The sequence below is a fragment of the Azospirillum sp. UFLA03-27 genome (assembly GCF_059803775.1).
In genome coordinates, this window is record NZ_JAUQTX010000034.1 from 1 (window position 1) to 15,670 (window position 15,670).

A 15,670-nucleotide genomic window follows, 5' to 3' on the forward strand; every position below is an offset into this window, starting at 1 on the left:
TAGTCTCGTGGGCTCGGAGATGTGTATAAGAGACAGGTCCAGGGCGATTGTGTGCGCTAACCACCCTTAACGCACGCAATCCGCCGCGCCGGCCGGAGCCGGGGCGCGGCGCCCCCGGGGCGGCGATGTGGCCCGACACGGCGGATACGGAAAAGAAAGGGTCGCTCGCTAGCATTCTACCCCGGAAGCGCGAACCATTCTGGGGCGCCGCGGCTTGTTTCCGCGATCGATGGACCAGCGCAAGCCTCGGCAGGGCGGCTTTCCCCGTCGCTCGGCACCCGCGGGCGCTGGGCTCGGGCGAGGGCTGTCCCGAAGGCGAGATCAGTGCCGCCAAGCGCACCGAGGCCGGGCGCAAGATGATGATCGGCGTGGTCGGCGAATCGCAGCGACCCATCGGCGCCGTCCTTGCGTGGCGCGACACCCTTCTGGAACGAAGGCTGCAGACCGTTTGGCCCGGCGCCGTTGCTCGATCGGGACGCCCTGGCCGGTTGGGCCGTGATTGTTTCCGATGGCGTCTGTGTAGACGGTACAACCCTGTGGCGCTTTGATTCCCGATTAAGCTAATACAAAGTGAAGGGCAGTGGCCTAGGCTCCGATCGGGAGAGCGCAATGCCGAGAGAAGCGTCCATAGAAGAGAAGTATGAGCGGGCGATCCGCAATGCGGCCCCGCTTAACCCCGTCTTTCCACACCAGGCGAAAGAACAGATGGCCGCGCTGATCGAGGAGATCGGCCGCTCCAACGCGAACATCGAGCAGTTCCTAAGTCACCAGACGACGGCGGCGCATCGCGGCGGCTTCGTCGCGGAGGAATACCACGCGACGACCTTCAACATGGATAGCATCCTGAAGGGAAAGGCGCTCCGCGCCGAAACCGGCATGGACAACCATCTGATCGGGAACAACGATCGGGTTTCCGACATCGTCATCGCGCGCGACGGCCAGATCGAAGTCCGGGTGCAGTCCAAATACATGGGGGATGCCGCCACCACGGCGAACAAGCACGCCGCCCTCGACACCGCCACCTTGAAACCGAAGTACGAGGGAGCCGATGTCGCGTTGTCGCCGGCCGATCAGGTGGAGGCGGTCGCGAAGCATGCACGTGAACAGGCGGCCAAGCACGAGGGCAAGGCCGCAGCGGCCAGCCCGGCCGACGCCGACCAACTCGTAACCCGCGGGCATCAGGCGAAGGCGGAAGCCTACCGCCAGACCGCGGACAAGACGTCGGGCCGGCTGGAACACGACGGGGTTTCGTCCAAGGACCTGACGAAAGCCGAAGCGAACGCGCTTGGCGACAACGACACGTCCAAGCTCGACGCGATCCGCTCCGCGTACAAGACCGACTCGACCATCCAGCAGATGGGCCGCGCTGCGGCGGGGGCGGCGGCTATGGCGGCGGTGGTCGCCGGCACGCTCAACACCGTCCGCTACCTGGACCAAGTCCGCAAGGGCAAGCTTTCGCCGCAGGAGGCCACCATCAAGATCGTCGCGGAGACGGGGGCCGCCGCGGCCGACAGCGCGATCAAGGCGGGCTTGGTTACCGGAACGCACAGCATCATCACCCGCCTGAGCGGTCAGGCCGTCGTTACAACGCTCGCCCGACAGAGCCTGGGGACCATGCTGCGCACCAACGCCATATCGGCCGGCGTCGTTTGCGCGGTCGACGCGGCCAAGGACCTTGTCCTTCTCGCGAAGGGTGACATCACCGCGGCCGAGTTCGAGGAACGACAGGGCAAGGGGCTGCTCACCACGTCGGCCGGCGGAATGGGAAGCACGCTGGGGATGGCAGCGATGCCGGCGCTTGGCACGTCCGTCGCGTTGGCACCGATCTTTGGCGCTCTCGCCGGGGCACTCGTCGCCAGCGCAGCGATGAGCTTCGCCATTGAGGTCGGGATCGAGACTCCCTACCGGGAGTTGGTTAGCAACACCAGGGATTTGCGCGATTCGGCGCTGCTTCTGGAAGACGTCTCGCAGGGAATTTTCCACGGACAGGTCCATTTCACCGCGTTCCTGACCATGGATGCAGAACTCGACATCGCGGTCCGGTCGTCCTTGGACGACGGAGCCGCCAAGGGCGCTGCGATGGCCGCAGCCATCGACCGCATCTGAGGAAGACGACATGTTCGACTTTGCAGCCACCGAACTGCAGCGCATCGACGAGGTTCTGGAGCCCAAGCTGGCTTGGGCGCAGGAACGGCAGACCCACTGCGAGCAAATGGCGCTCGACGCCTCCCGGCTGCTGGCTTGCGTGGAGGATCGGCTGAGCGACTACGCCTCCCAAGGATTCTTCCGCCGCTGTTGGTCCACGCTGTGCGGCAAGAGCGGAGAGGTGGAGCGGGCCAACGCGCATGACCTCATCGAGATGCAGAAGCACGCCTGGCGCTACATCAATCTGCTGCAGGAGCGCGACCTGCTGATGGCCCATTCGGTCATCACGGTGAAGAACAATCTGCTAGCACTGTCCGTCCAGCAAAACGAGACGCGTAGCGAGATCACCCGACTTGCCGAACGGGTCTACGACCGCTTTGTCGCGTTGGAGAGCCGGGTGGACCAGATCGAGGTCGCCAGCAACATTCACCGCTGGCTGCTGACCATCGAAACCCGGGAGTACGACGAAAAATACGCCCCCTGCTTGCGGCTGCTTCGGGTTGTCGGTGATTTCCACACGCTTAAAGGTGACTCCTGGAACGCCGACGAGCTGAAGTACCTTCAGAAGGCGCTTCGCGACGTCGGACTGAACCCCAAACAGGCGTGGACGCTGAACGATCTCGTCAATGGACTGATCGACGAAATTGAGGGACATGGCTTCGATACCTTCGCCGCGCTGACCGAGATCGACCGCGAGCAGCGCATCGACAACGGCTTCGTGCTCGATGCCATTGCGGCTCCGGCCTTTGGCGCGCTCTACCAAGTGAAGAACAACTACACCGTCAGCTCGCGCGTCATCCGGGCACTGCAAAAACGGCTGGAGGTTAGCCATGCCGACGCCATGAAGATGATCCTGCACGATTTCGTGACGGAGCACGGAGTCAACACTTCGTCGTCGGTCCCCCTACAGCACCTCGCGGTGGAACTGCTGGGCTGTTGGAGCCTGGCGCGACGGCTGAGCCTGGCCGGGGAAGCTGCCGGCAACGCCAGCCCCAAGGCGCAGGTGACAGCGGAGCACGGCGCGCCCGCGGCTGATGGCGAGGAGGCGGTCCAGCCGACGCTGCAACACAACAATCAAATCGACGTGCTGCCATACAGGGATCGGGATCATGCCTCACAATCGCAGCGGTACCGGCAGCTCATCACCACATGCCTTTTGGAATATCAGGAAGGTGACTTTTACGTTGGTGCCAAAATTCCTGCCCAGAAGGAGAGGGTGGCACGGAAAAGCTTTCACATTGATCGCCGCGTCAAGGTTCTCGGCTTGATTGACACAACGTTCTTTGGTGGATGCGAAGAGGGAATGGCGATTTGCGATAACGGAATATACTGGGTCAACTCCGATTCTCCGACGAACAGAAGGTTTATGGGGTGGGGGGAGTTGATTTCCAGCAAACATTCCATAGCCGCGAAAAACGACAAAGTCTGTGTCGGCCAGGGCAACTACTTCTTGCCGCAAGGGTGCAAGCTTTCCGCCAAGTACGTTGCGAGGATGATTGTTGATCTCGTCGCGCGGCTGGAGGCAGGTTGACCGTCGTGCCCCTGGCAACGCGGACCTTGGTCCTAATAGCTCGCCCCAGGGGAACGCCCGCTGGTGCTACGAGCTTTTGACAACCGGAGCTAGCCCGGATCATTCATCAGCGTTTTGGAAAGGCTGCCGGAAGGCGCGTCAATGGGTGGCGCCAATGGCGCGGCATGACGGGGCTGGAGGGTTGCGGGGACAGGTTCGTTCGGGGGCACGTCGCCCCTGCGATCACGGCGGCAGCTTGACGGTGCGGGCGGCCAGCATCGCGAGGCTTTCCTGGTAGGGGAAGCTGGTCGGCAGAGACACCTTGATGCGCGTCACCATCTCGGTGACGCGCGCCGCCACCTTGATGAGGCCGAGGCGCAGCGTGTCGAACTGCGCCTCGCGCCAGAACGACCCTTCCGGCGCGAGGTCACGCAAGCCCTGCATCAGCCCGGAATTATGTAGCACCCGCCACCGCTTCCCGCCCGCATTGACCGGCCCTGGCGGGTATCCTGCTCCTGGAACCAAGGGGCAATCATGGATCACGACGCAGCGATAGGGGCGCTGGAGTGCCGGCACGCGGAGTTGCTGGGCGAACTGGCCGCGCTGAACCGTCACCGGGCCAAGCTGCGTGCCGATCTCCGCCACATTGAGGGCGCGCTTCACCAGATCATCGGCCAAGCCGAACAACAGGCCTGGTTGCCCGGCCTTCCCCGCCCCGTGGGCGGGCTGCCCAGGCGCGCCCGCATCGACCGTTGGGTCAAAGGGCCGGAGTTGGGCCGGCTGCTATTGGACGCGCTCCGGAAAGCCGGCGGCAACGCGAGCGCGGGGCAGCTCGTCCGCGCTGTGGGGCGGGACGTGCCGAGCTGGGCGGTTCCTGTAGTCACCACCGCGGCGGATAGGGCGTTGCGGCGGTTCGCCCGGCGGGGCGTGGTGGAGGGGAGTGGTGCTGGGGTGTGGCGAACAGCCGACTCCTGATTACCCCTGTTCGGTCCACTTGCGTTCTGTTCGCGTACTCACGAATTGGAATTAAATTGCGGATGCATTGACTCGAAAGTTTGAAGGAGTCACAATTCCGCTCCTTAGGCTCCACAAGCAAAAAGGCCAGGATGGGGGTCCCGGCCTTTAAACGATGGGGGCTATAGCGAACTGCCATGCGCCCGTCAAGTGCTAACAACAGTCTGCAACGGGAGGAAGGCTGGCGTCAAGGTGGTTCGCATCCGCGAAACTGCATATGAGGACTGCCATGTTTCCCCATGCTGACCCGAACACACCCGATCACTCACGCCGCTCCAAAGAAGTTCGAGGCCCAAACGCGCGAGCAAAGGCGCTCAGTGAGGTCCGCATCGAAACCTTCGCGAACGACAACGAGCCACGGATTCGCGACGAAGAGTTAGCCGCGCGCCTCGGTTACGCCGACATCAACAGCTTTCGTGCCCTGCTCCGCCGATACAAGAAATTACTAAACGAAATCAATGTTCTGCGAGCTTCTAACGTAAACCCGGACCCCGTCACCGGCGGCCGACCCGGAAAGGTGTATTTCCTAACAGAAGCGCAAGCTATCTTCCTAATTGGGAAGGCCGGCACGCCTGATGCCGATAGGATTTTCAAGGAAATCGCCAAAGCGTTTGTCGAGTTCAAGCGCCGCTTTTTCCGTGCCGATCTGTATGGTGCGATTCTCCGAGACGTCTTGCTTCCAGCCCCACGCACTTGGCAGCCGGAGTACCCGGAAAGCTTTTGGGTTGCGCTGCACAAGGTTGGTGGCTGGCAACGACCGGCCGGAAACAACCACTCGAACTGCGCTCACTTCATCAACGAGTTCATTTACAGCTACCTGCTCGGTGAGCTTGGCCTAAAGGCCCTTCAGAACGTCAATCCGGCAAACGATGCTGGCGAGCGGGCGCACCGCCATCATCAGTTCATCAAGGAAAGGCACCTTGATCGCCTTCGGCAGCACATTGACACTGTTGAGCGGTTGCTATCGAGCTCGGCTTCCATCGGGCACTTCGCGGATCAGTTCGCCCGCTTCTTCAGGGTACCACATGCGCAGCTCGGCTTTCTCTTTCCGGAGGAAGCCGCCTGATCTGGACGGCGCGACAGTCCGGCAAACCGAGGCCCGCCGACTCCGGCGGGCCTTCTGCTTTTTGTGCCCGTCAACGAAATCTGTACCGGTTAGGCCGCCAGGGCAGCCGCCCCGTTCCGCTGCCAGTAGCCGCAGAAGTCCACCGATGGGCCGTTCTTCGTGACCAGCGTCACCACCCGGCGGAACTGCTCGCCGTTGCTGTCCCGGCAGTAGTCCTCGCGGAACCCGGCCTTACGGGCGTAGCGGGCGAGATAGGCGCCGCTGATGTGGTGGTGATGGCCGATCTCGGCGCGACCAAACCGGCCACCAGGCCTCGCAATCGGCCAGTGGCTTTGCCGGACCGTCCGTGTCCGCTGTCGAACGCCGTCTCCGGAGTGCCTTGCACAGCCCCGAACGAGTCCAGGCCTTTGCCGCTCCGGTCCAGCTTATACGCGACGAATCCATTTGGGGCTGAATGTCACAGAACCCGCCAGAACTCTCGGTCCGCGTGGTGGCCCTTACGGCGCCGACGGACGCAGCGGACGGCAGTGACGCGGCCGCGGCGGGATCGGCAGAAGTGCGTACTGGTCGCGGAATCGCGGCTGGAAGGCGGCGAGCCGGTGGCCCCGGATGCGCCGACCGATGCCAGGGCTGGGCGAGCCGCGGAGAAGAACGGGGCGGCGTTGCACCTGGGCCAAATCCAGCACGCGCCGGAGGCGACGGCGCAGTTGGCGGCCGGGCAGCCTGACGACGAACCGGCTCGCCGGCATGGCTGGGACGGTCACCGGCGCGGCAGTGCGCGTCCCGATCAACCGCAGGTACTCCGGCAGGGACAAGCCATGCCGCCGGGCGTGCGGGAGCCAGCGGTCGTGCTCGGCGGGCGAGGGCTTGACCGTTGCCAACCGGTGGATGACCGGGGGTATGGGCGTTCGGCTCATTCGCGCTCTCCCCTCAAAACAGTGGTCGAACGGTGGCGCTTCCCACGGAGCGCACCGCCCCAAGGCCGAAGGCTGCGAGCTCGGCCGCAGCCCCTCACGCGACCGCACGGACGGTTGCGAGCAGGCTCTCGGGGGCGCCGAACTCCGCCAGTTTGGCGGCCCACGCCCTCTGAGCCTCCCGCCACTCGCGTTCGCCGGTGCCGCCCGTCTGGGCAATCAGGCGCCCATTGTATGTGACCCCGGCCCGCTGCAACAGCCGCCCGACCTCATAGCCGTCCCAGGCCGACCGGCCGCTGCCCTTCAGCCACGCCAGCGTCTGCTCCCAGGCCGCCTGAAACTGCTCCGCCACCATCTTGCCCATCCGAGCCTCCTGTACGGGCAAGCGGGCCCGCCCGCAAGCGACGCCGCGGGAGCCGCTGCCCCGACGTTCACTTTCGGGTTTCGCACATAAACCGAAAATAGACCCTATGGTCAAGCGTCGTGCCCGAAAGGACATTTCGGGTTATGGCGCAAGACCTGAAGAAACTTCTCGGCGTGCGGCTGCGTGCCCGCCGCCTGGCCCTCAACCTGACCCAGGAGCAGGTCGCTGAGGCCATCGGTCGCACCGTCGAGACGGTATCGAACCTTGAGCGCGGCAGAGCCTTCCCCGGGCTGGACACGCTGGAGCAGCTGGGCCGTGTGCTCGACTTGCCGCTCGGCAGCCTGTTCGAGGAGGTGGGCGCGGTAGCGGTGTCGTCCCGGCGTGCGGAGCTGCGCGCCCGGCTGCTCGCCCTCGCCGACGGACTCGCCGACACCGACCTGGAGATCGCGGTGCGGCAGGTGGAGGCGTTGGCGCAGGGGCGGCTGCTGCGGCCGTGAGGCTCCGCTTTGACGTCCCGTTGACACGACGCCGCGGCCCGAAACCGCGACGACCACGTCGGGCCTCACACCGCACGGAAGCTCTGCCAAGGACCGGGGAACGCTTTTGCCTCAGGGCACCGACGGCTCCAGCCCCTGCAGCTCGACACTGTGCCTAAAGGGCGCATTCTGGCCGTGATCGAGTCCACAATTTAGCCGCACGGGTCCGGATTTTCGCTGACGAGTCCAATTTTTGGCTGGATTTCACAATGTGCAGGTCGATGCGGTCGAACAGCGGCCCGCTTATTTTGGACTGGTATTCCGCGGCGCATTTCGGCGCGCGGGCGCAGGCCAGCGACGCGTCGTCGAGATGGCCGCAGCGGCAGGGATTCATCGCCGCGATCAACTGCACCCGCGCCGGGTAGGTCACATGGTGGTTTACCCGGCTGACCACGGCCTTTCCGGTCTCCAGCGGCTGGCGCAGCGCCTCCAGCGTGCCGCGCGGGAATTCGGGAAGCTCGTCCAGGAACAGCACGCCCTTGTGGGCCAGCGAGATTTCCCCCGGCTTGGCGCGCGACCCGCCGCCGACCAGGGCGGGCAGGCTGGCCGACTGGTGCGGCGACCGGTAGGGGCGCTGGCGCAGCAGTTTACCGCCCTCCAGCAGCCCGGCAACGCTGTGGATCATCGACACCTCCAGCGCCTCCGCCGGGTCGAGCGGCGGCAGCAGGCCGGGCAGCCTTGCGGCCAGCATCGACTTGCCGGAGCCGGGCGGCCCGATCATCAGCAAATTGTGCGAGCCGGCGGCGGCGACCTCCAGCGCGCGCTTGGCCGTCTCGTTGCCCTTCACGTCGCGCAGGTCGAGCGGCGCCTCCGCGCTGTCCTGGATGCGCGGGCGGGGGCGGGTCAGCACCTGCTGGCCGCGAAAGTGGTTGATGAGGGCGAGCAGCGTCGCTGGCGCCAGAACGTCCAGCCCCTCTCCCGCCCAGGCGGCCTCGCCGCCGCAGGCCTCCGGGCAGATCAGCCCGCGGTCGTGGGCCAGCGCGTTGATGGCGGCGGGCAGCACCCCGGCCACCGGAGTCAGCGCTCCGTCCAGCGCCAGCTCGCCCAGCGCGCAATAGCGGCTCATCTCCAGGTCGGGCAGCACGCCCATGACGGTCAGCAGGGCCAGCGCGATGGGCAGGTCGAAATGGCTGCCCTCCTTCAGCACGTCCGCCGGGGCGAGGTTGACGGTGATCCGCTTGGCCGGCAGGGCGAGGCCGAGCGCGTGCAGCGCCGCCCGCACCCGCTCCCGGCTCTCGCCGACCGCCTTGTCGGGCAGGCCGACCACGGTGAAGGCGACGATGCCGCCGGACATCTGCACCTGAACGTCGATGTCCAGAACCTCGATGCCCCGGAACGCCACCGTGTTGATCCGCGCAACCATGCCAGACGCCATGCCTTGGAAAATGCACGCGAGTGTATGGTTCGCCGAAGGGAATTGCCAGCGCGGCGGGCGGCGCAGGTCCGTTCTGCGGGCAAGCGGCCTTGGGCGGCGGGCGGTGCTGCCCTACACTTCTTCCCAGAACACAACACACAGCAAGGGTCAGAGACCGTGCAGCTTCTTCTCAGCACCTGGGCCGAGGCCGAGGCCTACCTGAAAACCTCCAAGGGCATCATCCTGCCCATCGGCTCCACCGAGCAGCATGGGCCCAACGGCCTGATCGGCACCGACGCCATCTGCGCCGAGGTGGTGGCCCGCGGCGTCGGCGACGCCACCGGGGCCATGGTCGGACCGACCATCCCGGTCGGCATGGCCGTGCACCACATGGACTTCGCCGGCTCGATGACGCTGAAGCCCTCCACCCTGATCGCCCTGCTGCGCGACTATGTGATGTCGCTGGCCGAGCATGGGTTCGAGCGCTTCTTCTTCATCAACGGCCACGGCGGCAACGTCGCGTCGGTCCGCGCCGCCTTCTACGAGATCTACGCGGAGAACCGCGCCTTGCGCGGCCGGCAGGCGCCGGAGCTGCGCTGCACCCTGGTCAACTGGTGGGAGAACCAGGAGATCGGGCGCCTGTCGCGGGAGCTGTTCGGCGGCAAGGAGGGCTCCCACGCCACACCCAGCGAGGTGTCGCTGACCCAGTACGCCTATCCCGAGTCGATCAAGACGGCGGCGATGGACCCGGAGACCGCGTCGCCCGGCGGCTTCTACGACGCCCGCGACTTCCGGCGCCGCCACCCGGACGGGCGCATCGGCTCCGCCCCCGGCCTCGCCACGCCGGAGCACGGCAAGCGCCTGTTCGAGACGGCGGTCGAGGCGATTTCCCGCCAGTACGGCGCCTTCCTGTCGGAGGCCTGAGCGGAAAAGCCCGCGGAAAAGCCTGCCTGTGGTCTTGAACTCGGGCGGGGCTTCACCGCATCATCCCGCGCCGAGACAACGATTGGGGGAAACAGCCGTCATGCCGAACCGCCAGAGGCGCACCGCGCTCGCCATCACCATGGGAGCGGTCCTCGGGCTGGCCGGCGCGCTGGCCGCCGGTCCGGTCCTCGCGCAGGCGGCCCCCCGCACGGATCTGGTGGTCGGGATGCGGCTGGAGCCGCCGCACCTCGACCCCACGGCGGGGGCGGCCGCGGCCATCGACGAGGTGACCTACGCCAACCTGTACGAGCCGCTGACCCGCATCGACGCCGAAGGCAAGGTGGTGCCGGGCCTCGCCGAGAAGTGGGAGGTGTCGGCGGACGGGCTGACCTACACCTTCCACCTGCGCAAGGGGGCGAAGTTCCACGACGGCACCGACGCCGATTCGGCGGACGTGAAGTTTTCGCTCGACCGCGCCCGCGGCGCCGAGTCGGTCAACGCGCAGAAGGGCTATTTCGCCGCCATCGCCGCTGTCGAGGCGCCCGATGCGGGGACCGTGGTCGTCACCCTGTCGCGGCCGGACGGGCTGTTCCTCTTCCACATGGCGTCGGGCGACGCGGCCATCGTCGCCCCGGAGTCGGCGGGCGCCAACAAGCAGACCCCGGTCGGCACCGGTCCCTTCAAGTTCGAGCGCTGGGTGGCCGGCGACCGGGTGGTGCTGGTGCGCAACCCCGACTATGACGGGGCGAAGCCGGCGCTGGAGCGTGTGACCTTCCGCTTCATCAGCGATCCGGCGGCCCAGGTCGCCGCGCTGAAGGCCGGCGACATCGACAGCTTCCCGCAATTCGACACCTACGAGGCGCTGCCCCAGTTCCGCGACGACGGGGCCTTCACCGTCATGGTCGGCACGACGGAGGGGGAGACGATCCTCGGCACCAACAACGCCCGCAAGCCCTTCGACGATGTGCGGGTGCGCCGGGCGATGGCCCACGCCATCGACCGCAAGACGTTGATCGACGGCGTGCTGTTCGGCAACGGCGCGGCCATCGGCAGCCATTTCCCGCCGCACCGCGCCGGCTACGTCGACCTGACCGGCCTCTACCCCTACGATCCGGACAAGGCTAAGGCGCTGCTCGCCGAGGCCGGCCTTCCGGATGGGTTCGCGACGACGTTGCGCCTGCCGCCGCCGATCTACGCCCGCCGCTCCGGCGAACTGATCGCCGCCATGCTGGCCGAGGTCGGCATCCGTGTGACGGTCGAGCCGATGGAATGGGCGCCCTGGCTGGAGAAGGTCTTCAAGGGCAAGGATTACGACCTGACCCTGATCGCCCACACGGAGCCGCTGGACATCGACATCTACGGGCGCCCCGACTACTACTTCAACTACCGCAGCGAGCGTTTCAACGCCGTGGGAGCGGAGTTGGACCGCACCCAGGACAGCGCCAAGCGCAACGCCCTCTACGGCGAGCAGCAGCGCATCCTGGCCGAGGACGCGGTGAACGGCTTCCTCTTCATGCTCCCCTCGGCCACCGTGCAGAAGTCGGCGGTGCATGGCATGTGGGTCAACCGCCCGATCCAGGCCAACGACGTGACGGGCGTCCGGTGGAAGTGATCCGGCGCGGCCGGACCGGACCCGACGGGGGCTGACCCGCGTGCTCGCCTTCCTGGTGCGCCGTCTTCTCACCCTGGCGCTGACGGCGTGGCTGGCCACGCTGGTGGTCTTCGCCGTGCTGGAGGCGATCCCCGGCGACCCCGCCCTGGTGATGCTGGGCACCAGCGCGCAGCCGGAGGCGGTGGCCGCCCTGCGCGCCCAGATGGGGCTCGACCGGCCCTGGCCCGCCCGCTACGCCGGCTGGGTGGGCGGCATGCTGCACGGCGATTTCGGCACCAGCCTGACCTACGCGCGCCCGGTCGCCGGGCTGGTCGCCGACCGGCTGGCCATCACCCTGCCGCTGGCCGGGCTGGCACTGGTCCTTTCAGCGGGCATCGCCATCCCGCTCGGCCTGTTCGCCGCCGGGCGGCAGGGGCGGGCGGGGGACTGGGCGGTCATGGCCTTCGGCCAGATGGGCATTGCGGTGCCCGGCTTCTGGTTCGCCATCCTGTTGATCCTGCTGTTCTCCGTGCGGCTGGGCTGGTTCTCGGCCGGCGGCTTTCCGGGGTGGGAGGCCGGGGCGGGGCCGGCGCTGAAGGCGCTGCTGCTGCCCGCCGTGGCGCTGGCCCTTCCGGAGGCGGCGATCCTGGCGCGCATCACCCGCACGGCGGCGCTCGACACGCTGCGCGAGGAGTATGTGCGCACGGCGGTCGCCAAGGGCCTGCCGCGCCGCGTGGTCCTGCGGCGCCATGTGCTGCCCAACGCGCTGATCCCCGTCGCCACCATCCTCGGCCTGCAATTCTCCTTTCTGGTCGCGGGAGCGGTGGTGGTGGAGAACGTCTTCACCCTGCCGGGGCTGGGCCGGCTGCTCTATCAGGCCATCGGCCAGCACGACCTGATCGTGGTGCAGAGCGTCGTCGTGCTGCTGGCGGTGACGGTGGTGGCGGTCAACGCGCTGGTCGACATCGCCTGCGCCGCCATTGACCCGCGCCCGCGGGTGACGGCATGACACGATTTATGAAACGGCTGAAACGCCTGCCGGTCAGTCTGCTGCTGGGCGGGCTGCTCACCGCGCTGGTGGTGGGGGCGGCGCTGCTGTCGCTGGTCTGGACGCCCTTCCCGGCGGAGCAGGTGCGGGTGGTCGCCCGGCTGCGCCCGCCGGGGCCGGTCCACTGGCTGGGCACCGATCATTTCGGGCGCGACGTGCTGTCGATGATCCTGGTCGGCGCGCGCAACTCGCTGGCCGTCGGGGCGGCCGCGGTGGCGCTGGGCGCCCTGCTGGGCGTGCCGCTGGGGCTGGCCGCCTCCGCCTGGGGGCGCTGGGGGGACGAGGCGGTGGCCCGGCTGGGCGACCTGCTGTTCGCCTTTCCCGCGGTGCTGACGGCGATCCTGCTGACGGCGGCGCTGGGGGCGGGGGCGCTGAACGTCGTGCTGGCGCTCGGCCTGTTCAACGCCGCGGTCCTCGCGCGGGTGGCGCGCGGGGCGGCGCTGGCCGTCTGGCGGCGGGACTTCGTGCGGGCGGCGCTGGCGCTGGGGCGCGGGCCGCTGTCGGTGACGCTGGTGCATGTGCTGCCCAACATCGCCGGGGTGGTGATCGTCCAGGGGACGGTGCTGTTCGCCGTGGCGGTGCTGAACGAGGCGGCGCTGAGCTATCTCGGCCTTGGCATCCAGCCGCCCTCGCCGTCCTGGGGCAAGATGCTGGGCGACGCGCAGACCTTCCTGTTCACCTCCCCCCTCCAGGCGATCTTTCCGGGGGCGGCCATCGCGGTGACGGTGCTGGGGCTGAACCTGCTGGGCGACGGCCTGCGCGACGCGTTCGACCCGCGCCACCGCTCGGCGGGGTTGCTGTAAACTTGACACAAGACGGCCGGGCTTGTGTCAAGTGTCACAATCCCCTCTCCCCTCTGGGGAGAGGGTTAGGGTGAGGGGGATGCGCGTGGCGGTACGTTCGGCACAAGCGCAACCCCCTCACCCGGCCCTCCGGGCCACCCTCTCCCCAGAGGGGAGAGGGCAATTTTCACGCGCCGCGGTGCTGCTTGGCGATCGGCTGGGAGAATTGCAGCTCGATGTCCCAGGGGAAGTGGATCCAGGTGTCCTGGCTCACCTCGGTGATGAAGGTGTCGACCAGCGGACGCCCCAGCGGCTTGGCGTAGACGGTGGCGAAATGCGCCTTGGGCAGCATCTTGCGCACGACCACCGCGGTCTTCCCGGTGTCGACCAGATCGTCGATGATCAGCCAGCCTTCGCCGTCCCCGGCGTTGGCGCCCTCCACGCCCTTCAGAACCATCGCCTCGCGCTGGTTCTGGTGGTCGTAGCTGGAGACGCAGACGGTGTCGATCATGCGCAGCTCAAGCTCGCGCGCGATGATCGCCGCCGGGACGAGACCGCCACGGGTGATGGCGATGATGCCCTTCCACGGACCTTTGTCGATCAGGCGCCAGGCCAACGCCTTGGCGTTGCGGTGAAGCTCCTCCCACGACACCGGGAAGTGCTTGTTGAACGGAACGGCTTCTGGCACGGCTATGGACTCCGAAAGAAACGTGCGCCGCTTATACCGCAAGCCCCACCGCCGGGCAATCGACCGCGTGAAAAGGCGAAAAAAGGTCTTGCAGCCCGGAATCCTTTTGAGTAAGTTGCGCGCCTCGACGACGGACGGTCACCGCCGCCGCCGGGAAGACAAACAGGAATGCGCCCGTAGCTCAGCTGGATAGAGCACCAGACTACGAATCTGGGGGTCAGGAGTTCGAATCTCTTCGGGCGCGCCATTCCTTTCAGTCTGCACAAGAAAGCCGCCCTTGGGCGGCTTTTGTGCTTTCTGGCGTCCATCTCGCCGATGTTTGCCTTAGCGGCTTTTCTTTCTCGGTGTCGTGCGCTTCGCCTTGGGTGGCTTGGTCATGGTGTTGAACAGGGCGGTCTGGTTGCGCCGGGCGGCGGCGTTGAACACACCGCTCCAGAAACCGATCGCCTGACTGGCCGACCGGTTGGCCATGGACAGCCAGATGCTTTGTGGTGTCCCCTTCATGCTTCCCCCTTTTTGAAGTCCTGCCGATCAATCTCGGTCAGGGAGGTAACAGCGCGGCGCGGTCATGCTCCCGCGACGATCGCGCGGCGATGGCGGACCCGCGTCCAGGACATGGTCAGGCCGACCCGCTCGGCGCAGCCATAATGCCAGGGGCGGTTCTCGCTATCGCCGGCCCAATGCGGTTCCCCGGCCCGCAAAGGTTTCCCGCAATGGCAACAGGTGGGTGGTGCGGGAAGACGTGCGGCGTCCCGTTTCGTCAGCTGGGTCATAGGGCATCTCATCCAGAGCGTCTTATTCCAGAGGCGTCTCAGGCACGGCGTTTCGGGAAGGCACGGCGTCGAGAGCGTGTGTTGTTGGGCGTGTCATCTTGCGGTGCGAAGAATGACGGTCCGGCCGTTCCGGGGAAACGTCGCAAAGGTGAAATGCCCATGGGGTGCCCCCGACCACAGGGGTATGCCCATGGTCAGGCCATGGGTTGCGAGATCGTTGGCATTAAACGCTTTTTGCCTTTATCCCGAGTCAGTGCGGCGGGACGGGACGCCCACTCTTGATCACACCCCGATTCACAGCCGGTTAACCATCCGCGCCTAGCGTCCGCCCCCTTCGCCGCGGCCTTTTGCTGCGGCGCAGCATTTTCCGAAGGGTGAAGGCGTTATCCATGGTTTTCCTGTTGCACTACCTGCCGTCCCTGTCGCTGGTCGCGGTGAGCGGGCTTGCCGGTCTGGCGTTGGGCGTGCTGTCCACGCTGCTGCAGGACCGGCGGGCGATCCTGACCGCGCAGGCCGGGGCCGGCGCGTTGTTCGTCGTCCACTTCTTCGCTCTGGGTGCCCATACGGGGATGCTGATGTGCGCGCTCGGCCTCGTGCAGATGGCCGCCGCCTATCCGGAACGGCGGCCCCGCTGGCTGGGCGTGCTGTTCGCACTGACCGTCCCGGCGGCACTGGCTGTCGCGGCGGCGACGTGGCAGGGACCAATGTCCGCCCTGTCGGCGGCGGGCTTCGTTCTGGGCACCATCGGTCGCTGGCAGAGCACGGTCGGGCGGATGCGGCTGTTCTTCCTGTCCTCGACGGTGGTCGGGGCCGGCCACAACGCGCTGGCCGGTTCGGCTTTCGGGCTGGCGTCGGACGCGATGACCCTGTCCGGCCATCTGCTCAGCCTGTGGCGTGCCCGCCCGGCGGTGCGCCGGCAATCGGCGCTGGCGGTGCATTGACGAACGGAAACCGTGCCGGG

The 15,670-nt window shown here is 66.9% G+C and carries 15 protein-coding genes, 1 tRNA gene and 1 pseudogene; 11 read left to right on the forward strand and 6 right to left on the reverse strand.

Translation table 11 applies throughout. The features are described from left to right. The first annotated feature begins 705 nt into the window (after window positions 1-705). On the forward strand, window positions 706-2,106 hold the full coding sequence (locus Q4I23_RS07665) for a magnetosome protein MamC family protein (protein ID WP_498525791.1): 1,401 nt from the start codon (window positions 706-708) through the stop codon (window positions 2,104-2,106). A gap of 10 nt (window positions 2,107-2,116) precedes the next feature. After that, window positions 2,117-3,676 carry a hypothetical protein gene (locus Q4I23_RS07670; protein WP_498525792.1) on the forward strand — a complete coding sequence of 520 codons (1,560 nt, stop codon included), beginning with the start codon at window positions 2,117-2,119 and terminating at the stop codon, window positions 3,674-3,676. A gap of 222 nt (window positions 3,677-3,898) precedes the next feature. Here the strand turns inward: Q4I23_RS07670 and Q4I23_RS07675 are convergent, their stop codons facing one another. Further along, complete coding sequence (locus tag Q4I23_RS07675; RefSeq protein WP_498525812.1) at window positions 3,899-4,300, reverse strand: transposase; 402 nt, start codon at window positions 4,298-4,300, stop codon at window positions 3,899-3,901. Between Q4I23_RS07675 and Q4I23_RS07680 the strand changes: the two genes are divergently transcribed. Together Q4I23_RS07680 and Q4I23_RS07685 are read left to right on the forward strand one after the other, a co-directional pair. Further along, window positions 4,190-4,630: a hypothetical protein gene (locus Q4I23_RS07680; RefSeq protein WP_498525813.1), complete on the forward strand. Its 441-nt coding sequence runs from the start codon at window positions 4,190-4,192 to the stop codon at window positions 4,628-4,630. The genes Q4I23_RS07675 and Q4I23_RS07680 overlap by 111 nt on opposite strands. A gap of 268 nt (window positions 4,631-4,898) precedes the next feature. Beyond that, entirely contained in the window at window positions 4,899-5,735 is an 837-nt protein-coding gene (locus Q4I23_RS07685; protein ID WP_498525793.1) for a P63C domain-containing protein, read from the forward strand. Between the two features lie 497 nt (window positions 5,736-6,232). Here Q4I23_RS07685 and Q4I23_RS07690 read toward each other — a convergent pair whose 3' ends face one another. Both Q4I23_RS07690 and Q4I23_RS07695 read right to left on the reverse strand, forming a co-directional pair. Beyond that, window positions 6,233-6,652 (reverse strand): hypothetical protein, encoded by a 420-nt coding sequence (locus tag Q4I23_RS07690; protein ID WP_498525794.1) that lies wholly within the window; start codon window positions 6,650-6,652, stop codon window positions 6,233-6,235. A 94-nt stretch (window positions 6,653-6,746) separates the two neighbouring features. Further along, entirely contained in the window at window positions 6,747-7,034 is a 288-nt protein-coding gene (locus Q4I23_RS07695; protein ID WP_498525795.1) for a hypothetical protein, read from the reverse strand. 122 nt (window positions 7,035-7,156) lie between these two features. Here Q4I23_RS07695 and Q4I23_RS07700 point away from each other — a divergent pair, with 122 nt between their 5' ends. Further along, window positions 7,157-7,510 carry a helix-turn-helix domain-containing protein gene (locus tag Q4I23_RS07700; RefSeq protein WP_498525796.1) on the forward strand — a complete coding sequence of 118 codons (354 nt, stop codon included), beginning with the start codon at window positions 7,157-7,159 and terminating at the stop codon, window positions 7,508-7,510. A 247-nt stretch (window positions 7,511-7,757) separates the two neighbouring features. Here Q4I23_RS07700 and Q4I23_RS07705 read toward each other — a convergent pair. Further along, window positions 7,758-8,912, reverse strand: a pseudogene (locus Q4I23_RS07705) (YifB family Mg chelatase-like AAA ATPase); the annotation flags it as partial. Between the two features lie 168 nt (window positions 8,913-9,080). Here Q4I23_RS07705 and Q4I23_RS07710 point away from each other — a divergent pair. The 4 genes from Q4I23_RS07710 to Q4I23_RS07725 all read left to right on the forward strand — a co-directional run bounded on the left by Q4I23_RS07710 (window position 9,081) and on the right by Q4I23_RS07725 (window position 13,269). Further along, window positions 9,081-9,827 carry a creatininase family protein gene (locus tag Q4I23_RS07710; RefSeq protein WP_498525797.1) on the forward strand — a complete coding sequence of 249 codons (747 nt, stop codon included), beginning with the start codon at window positions 9,081-9,083 and terminating at the stop codon, window positions 9,825-9,827. A gap of 100 nt (window positions 9,828-9,927) precedes the next feature. Continuing rightward, a complete protein-coding gene (locus Q4I23_RS07715) occupies window positions 9,928-11,439 on the forward strand; it encodes an ABC transporter substrate-binding protein (RefSeq protein ID WP_498525798.1) in 1,512 nt (503 codons plus the stop codon). Window positions 11,440-11,479: 40 nt separating this feature from the next. After that, the gene (locus Q4I23_RS07720; RefSeq protein ID WP_498525799.1) at window positions 11,480-12,427 is read left to right on the forward strand and encodes an ABC transporter permease; all 948 of its coding nucleotides are present in this window, start codon (window positions 11,480-11,482) and stop codon (window positions 12,425-12,427) included. Between the two features lie 8 nt (window positions 12,428-12,435). Then, window positions 12,436-13,269 (forward strand): ABC transporter permease, encoded by an 834-nt coding sequence (locus Q4I23_RS07725; RefSeq protein ID WP_498525800.1) that lies wholly within the window; start codon window positions 12,436-12,438, stop codon window positions 13,267-13,269. 166 nt (window positions 13,270-13,435) lie between these two features. On the opposite strand, the gene gpt is transcribed toward Q4I23_RS07725, so the two are convergent. Next, window positions 13,436-13,936 carry a xanthine phosphoribosyltransferase gene (gene gpt / locus Q4I23_RS07730; RefSeq protein ID WP_035670736.1) on the reverse strand — a complete coding sequence of 167 codons (501 nt, stop codon included), beginning with the start codon at window positions 13,934-13,936 and terminating at the stop codon, window positions 13,436-13,438. Window positions 13,937-14,106: 170 nt separating this feature from the next. On the opposite strand from gpt, the gene Q4I23_RS07735 reads away from it, so the two are divergent. Beyond that, window positions 14,107-14,183 (forward strand) — tRNA-Arg (locus tag Q4I23_RS07735). 77 nt (window positions 14,184-14,260) lie between these two features. On the opposite strand, the gene Q4I23_RS07740 is transcribed toward Q4I23_RS07735, so the two are convergent. Beyond that, the gene (locus tag Q4I23_RS07740; RefSeq protein WP_498525801.1) at window positions 14,261-14,407 is read right to left on the reverse strand and encodes a hypothetical protein; all 147 of its coding nucleotides are present in this window, start codon (window positions 14,405-14,407) and stop codon (window positions 14,261-14,263) included. A gap of 691 nt (window positions 14,408-15,098) precedes the next feature. Here Q4I23_RS07740 and Q4I23_RS07745 point away from each other — a divergent pair. After that, on the forward strand, window positions 15,099-15,650 hold the full coding sequence (locus tag Q4I23_RS07745; protein WP_498525802.1) for a YgjV family protein: 552 nt from the start codon (window positions 15,099-15,101) through the stop codon (window positions 15,648-15,650). Window positions 15,651-15,670: the final 20 nt, after the last annotated feature.

Bases quoted from the DNA above. Each gene is read 5' to 3' on its own strand.
- Q4I23_RS07665 (WP_498525791.1), top strand. From the start codon at position 706: ATGGCCGCGCTGATCGAGGAGATCGGCCGCTCCAACGCGAACATCGAG.
- Q4I23_RS07670 (WP_498525792.1), top strand. From the start codon at position 2,117: ATGTTCGACTTTGCAGCCACCGAACTGCAGCGCATCGACGAGGTTCTG.
- Q4I23_RS07680 (WP_498525813.1), top strand. From the start codon at position 4,190: ATGGATCACGACGCAGCGATAGGGGCGCTGGAGTGCCGGCACGCGGAG.
- Q4I23_RS07685 (WP_498525793.1), top strand. From the start codon at position 4,899: ATGTTTCCCCATGCTGACCCGAACACACCCGATCACTCACGCCGCTCC.
- Q4I23_RS07690 (WP_498525794.1), bottom strand. From the start codon at position 6,652: ATGAGCCGAACGCCCATACCCCCGGTCATCCACCGGTTGGCAACGGTC.
- Q4I23_RS07700 (WP_498525796.1), top strand. From the start codon at position 7,157: ATGGCGCAAGACCTGAAGAAACTTCTCGGCGTGCGGCTGCGTGCCCGC.
- Q4I23_RS07715 (WP_498525798.1), top strand. From the start codon at position 9,928: ATGCCGAACCGCCAGAGGCGCACCGCGCTCGCCATCACCATGGGAGCG.
- Q4I23_RS07725 (WP_498525800.1), top strand. From the start codon at position 12,436: ATGAAACGGCTGAAACGCCTGCCGGTCAGTCTGCTGCTGGGCGGGCTG.
- Q4I23_RS07740 (WP_498525801.1), bottom strand. From the start codon at position 14,407: ATGGCCAACCGGTCGGCCAGTCAGGCGATCGGTTTCTGGAGCGGTGTG.
- Q4I23_RS07745 (WP_498525802.1), top strand. From the start codon at position 15,099: ATGGTTTTCCTGTTGCACTACCTGCCGTCCCTGTCGCTGGTCGCGGTG.